Below are 4321 nucleotides of genomic sequence, written 5' to 3'. Positions count from 1 at the left end.
AGCGGGCGACCAGGACATCCAAAACCGTTCGGGATGCCCGCAGTGACCAGGTATGGGTCCAAGACTCACTACTGCTCACTGATTAGGAACGGTGGGATCTGCGGCCTGACGGCGGCACCAAGGCGGACACCAGCGCCGTCCTCCCGTTCGTCGGCTCTGGGCACAAGGTCGGTCGTGAGGCGGGAGGTGACCGATCTGGGTGATCGGCGACGCTGAGAGCCTCGTCCACCGGCTGCCGCAGATGTCCGTGCCACAGGCCGTAGATCACACGCCGGGCCCCCGGGCAGCCGACATCGCCGTCCGGGGGCCGAGCGCCGTCGGCCCTGTGAGTGACATGCCGCGCTGCGGCGGATCGGCAGAGGGCGATCCGGCCTGGGGGAGCGGCCGAGATTTCTCTTGCTCGTCATCTCCAGGCCGCCCTTGAGGCCATGTCGCGCTCCCTGAGGATCCAGTTCACTGGGGCGCCCCCCTCAACCGGACCTGAAAGAGGGACGCATGTCGAGACGCATGCCAAAGCGCGGGCTCATCACGCTCGTTGCCGTCGGCCTGGCCTCTTCCGTGATGTCGACCGCCACGGCATCGACGGCCGGCAGTCCACTGACGCTCGCCGTGTTCGGCGACTCGCCGTACGGCAAGTCCGCGTACGCGCCGGCGGGGCAGACCGCCGACACCTCGCAGTTCCAGAAGACCCCGGCGTTCATCGGCACCATCAACGGGGACCCGACGATCAGCGACGTCATCCACGTGGGCGACATCCACTCGGGCAAGGAGTTCTGCACCGACGACTACGACGCCTCGATCGCGTCCGCGTGGCAGAACTTCACCAAGCCGCTCGTCTACACGCCGGGCGACAACGAGTGGGCCGACTGCCACAAGGCGTCGAGCCTCACCTCACCCGGTCAGGGCGGGGGCTTCTACGACTCGGCCGCCGGCGCGATCAACTACATCGGCACGAACGGCCTGTCGGCCGACACGGCGGACTGCGTCAGCTACCACTGCGGCAACCCTCTCGACAACCTCGCCGAAGTCCGGCAGGACTTCTTTGCGCACCCCGGCCACACCCTCGGCAGCGGAACACTGAACGTGGTCTCCCAGGCCACCGCCTACGACCCGCGCCACCCGGGCGACGCGCAATACGTCGAGAACGTGATGTGGGCGCAGAACGACATCGTCTTCGTGACCATCAACGTGCCGGGCGGCTCGAACAACGACACCGACCCCTGGTACAAGGTGCCGACCGCGACCCAGGCGCAGACCGACGAGCGGACCAACCGGACCGCGGCCGACGTCCGCTGGCTCGAAGCCGCCTTCGCCGACGCGCGGGCCAAGCACGCCAAGGCCGTGGTGATCACGGCACAGGCCGACATGTGGGACCTCGACGGCAAGACCAAGGACCACCTGACGAACTACGAGCCGATCATCAGCGAGGTCGCGGCGCGGACGAGCGAGTTCGGCCGTCCGGTGCTGATGCTCAACGGCGACTCGCACCTGTACCGCTCGGACAATCCGCTGTCACCGACGGCGACGTGCACCGGCGAGAAGGACCCGGCCACCGGCGTCGACGTGTGCGCCCACGACCCGGGCAACAACGCGTGGAACGAGCACCCGTACTACAACGTCTCGAACTTCCACCGGATCGTCGTGCACGGCAGCACCACCCCGCTGGAATGGCTGAAACTGAGCGCCGACCCGAACGCCAACCACGCCGTCACCGACACGACCTACGGCCCGTTCACCTGGCAGCGGATGCCCCAACCACAGCTGTAAGACCGCTGAGCGCACACGACCGGCCAGGCGTCCTATGTGGACTCCTGGCCGGACGCGCTCCCCAAGGCGTTCTTGGTCCATACCTCTCAATGGCATGGACGCGACCAAACTCTTGAACGCTCCCACGGTCGACCAGGCACATCGTGTCTGGTACCCCCAGCCTCACCGCCTACAAGGAGGGCAGCTTCCACTACCTCCTGATCGCCGCCGACCGCATCTGTCCCCTCGGCCCTGCGGCCCGGGCCCGCTCAACCAAGCCCGGGCCGCAACGGCGTGCTGCTGGCCCTCGGCACGCTGTGGGACCTGTTTCCGTACTTACTGGGTCAGTACCAAGTTCTGCCTGACCCTGACAGCGACGGTGGCTTCGATTGCCGCCGTCACGGCAAGACCGCACGACGCGGTGGATGCGGTGACCCGGCATCCAGCGAGTCATCTGACATAGCTGAGCCAGCGGTGCAGGGCTTCGTGCGCGCTGTCGGACAGCGCGCTGAGCTCGTCGATCACCTCCCGGTCTCCGGGCTGGGGTGCGATCCCGGCCGCGGTCAGCACCGCGTACAGGTCCAGGCGCCGCAGGTCGCGCGGAGCGATGCGGCAGGCAATGCGGTCCGCGGGACGCGGCGGAGGCAGCAGGAAGTCATGCTCCGGGGCCAGGTCCCACGATCGATCGGTTGCTGGGGTGAGGGATTGCATGATCTTGCTCCGTTCTGTGTGTGCTTCCGCTGCACCCCCGCGCCGTCCCGCGGGCGGAGTGTGCTGCGCTCTGTACGGGTCTTCGCCTTCGACGCGGCGGTCGGACGTTTCGCCGACTGCCGGCAATCGCCTGTCCATTGCGGTGACCGGCACCAGGAACAGTCCGCTTCCGTGCGCTCCTCGCGTCCGTCACCATCGAGGCGGCAGGCGTCGGCCGGCCCGGCGCACCATCCCCAGACGTGCTCGGTTGGCCGGCGGCGCGCCTTGATCGAGGATCCGGCGCCCGCAGCCGTGCCTGTTACGTCCCGGTGCCGACAACCTCGCGCTCAGTGTTCACCGCCAGACCCTCCGGATGCTCAGTGACGGTGCTCATCCTCGTCGTGGCGCCCGCCGCCAAGGCGGCAGCCGGCGTCGTGGAGGCCTTCCCCACTGCACCGACCGCCGTGCCGGCCCTCGACGCCCCAGGAGACCGCGTCGATGAGGCGGCCGCGGTCGTCGCGCAGCGTGGCCGTGTCAAAGTCCTCGTCCCATACGGAGTTGCGGCGGTCCTGGTACAGGTCGGTGTCGCTGTCGCGGCCGATGCCGGTGTGGATGCGGACGGTTGCGCGGCCTTCCAGGCGGTAGTGGTGAAAGGTGTAGGTGCGGCCGTCGTCGTCCGACAGGGTCCATCCGTCCAGATTGGCCTCCCGGTGGCCGGTGTTGGTGATTGCCACCCACTCGCGGTTAAGTGAGCGGTTGAAGTGGTGCTCTGGGCCAGGGACGTAGCGGCGGACCTCACTGATCTGCACGCGCTCGCGACAGGTGCGGGGGCCGTGGTCGGCGGCGGACGCCGGCGGTGCCGCCGCCCCGACCGCAGCAGCAGCCGCGAGTGCGGCAGCGGCCAGACGCCGGGCGGGCACGTAAGCGGAAACGGACACAGGCTCTCCCTACAGGGTGTGGGTACAACCCTCCCGCGGCCGCAGGCCGTGAGCGGGACTGTGCGAAGTACGGTGACGGCTGGCTGGCCGCGCACCACACCTTCCCGGCAGACACGGTAAATACGGGCAATACGCGAGCTGCGTTACAAATCATGCATTGGCCTGTGACGCTTGCTTGCATGCTGCATCAACGCGCGAAATCTGCCCCTTTGGTGGCCCGTCAGCACCACCACCGTCGTGAACACTGCTGTGCACCCCCCTCCCACCCTCCAGCCGACACCCGAAAGTGAGTAACAACCTCCCGAGCCACCCACCGAGGGTGGCGACAGCGGCGTCAGGCACGATGCAGGCAGGTACAGCTCCGTCACCGGTCGAGAGCGCGTGGAGGCGGCAGGGGGGCTGGCCAGGCTCGACCGTTCCCGCGGCGCCGACACCCTTGCGGCACTGGCCCGCGACCCTGCCCTCCACAGCGGGGACCGCTTCGAGGCGGCCAGCAGGCCGACCGCGTACGACCGCCCGCGCAGCCTTGGCGTACTCGACTTCCTCGCCCGCGACCCCGCCGCCGCCCTAATGCACCGCCTGTTGGCGGCCCAGCCGCTGGCCGGGCTCGACCGTTCGCGCGGCGCAGACATCGTCGAAGCGCCGGCCCGCGACCCCGCCCGCCCAAGCCGGTGCCGCGCAATGGCGGCCGAGGCACGGACCAGACTCATCGACTGAGACCGAAGGCGGCGGCATCGCCTCAGTTCTCACAAATGACCAGTTGCGAGAGTTGCGCCCCATCCGCGACCCAATCGGGACGCGCGTGCGGGCGCTGATCTCGGGAGGGGCTCCTTACTGACGGCAAGGTCACCAGGTTCCTCCGAGGATGCCCTGGCCTTCAGGGCCGGGGAGGAATCGGACTCCTGCGGAGCAGGGCAGGGATAGCTGGATCGCCGTCAGGGCGATCC

General features: G+C 68.7%; 4 protein-coding genes. 2 read left to right on the top strand and 2 right to left on the bottom strand.

All coding sequences use genetic code 11. The annotated features are described in order from the left end of the window. Nucleotides 1–495: 495 nt before the first annotated feature. Nucleotides 496–1767, top strand: coding sequence for a hypothetical protein (locus AB0M27_RS46915; RefSeq protein WP_365732327.1), 1272 nt, complete (start codon nt 496–498; stop codon nt 1765–1767). 429 nt (nt 1768–2196) lie between these two features. Here AB0M27_RS46915 and AB0M27_RS46910 read toward each other — a convergent pair whose 3' ends face one another. Further along, a complete protein-coding gene (locus AB0M27_RS46910; RefSeq protein WP_365732326.1) occupies nt 2197–2457 on the bottom strand; it encodes a hypothetical protein in 261 nt (86 codons plus the stop codon). Nucleotides 2458–2813: 356 nt separating this feature from the next. Continuing rightward, a complete protein-coding gene (locus tag AB0M27_RS46905) occupies nt 2814–3374 on the bottom strand; it encodes a lamin tail domain-containing protein (RefSeq protein ID WP_365732325.1) in 561 nt (186 codons plus the stop codon). A gap of 381 nt (nt 3375–3755) precedes the next feature. Here AB0M27_RS46905 and AB0M27_RS46900 point away from each other — a divergent pair, with 381 nt between their 5' ends. Then, entirely contained in the window at nt 3756–4091 is a 336-nt protein-coding gene (locus AB0M27_RS46900) for a hypothetical protein (RefSeq protein ID WP_365732324.1), read from the top strand. Nucleotides 4092–4321 lie beyond the last annotated feature (230 nt).

This window comes from Streptomyces sp. NPDC052107 (assembly GCF_040680215.1).
In the GTDB taxonomy this organism is placed as follows: Bacteria; Actinomycetota; Actinomycetes; order Streptomycetales; family Streptomycetaceae; genus Streptomyces.
Note: the sequence above shows the minus strand (reverse complement) of the source record. Positions and strands in the feature narration are given on the sequence as shown.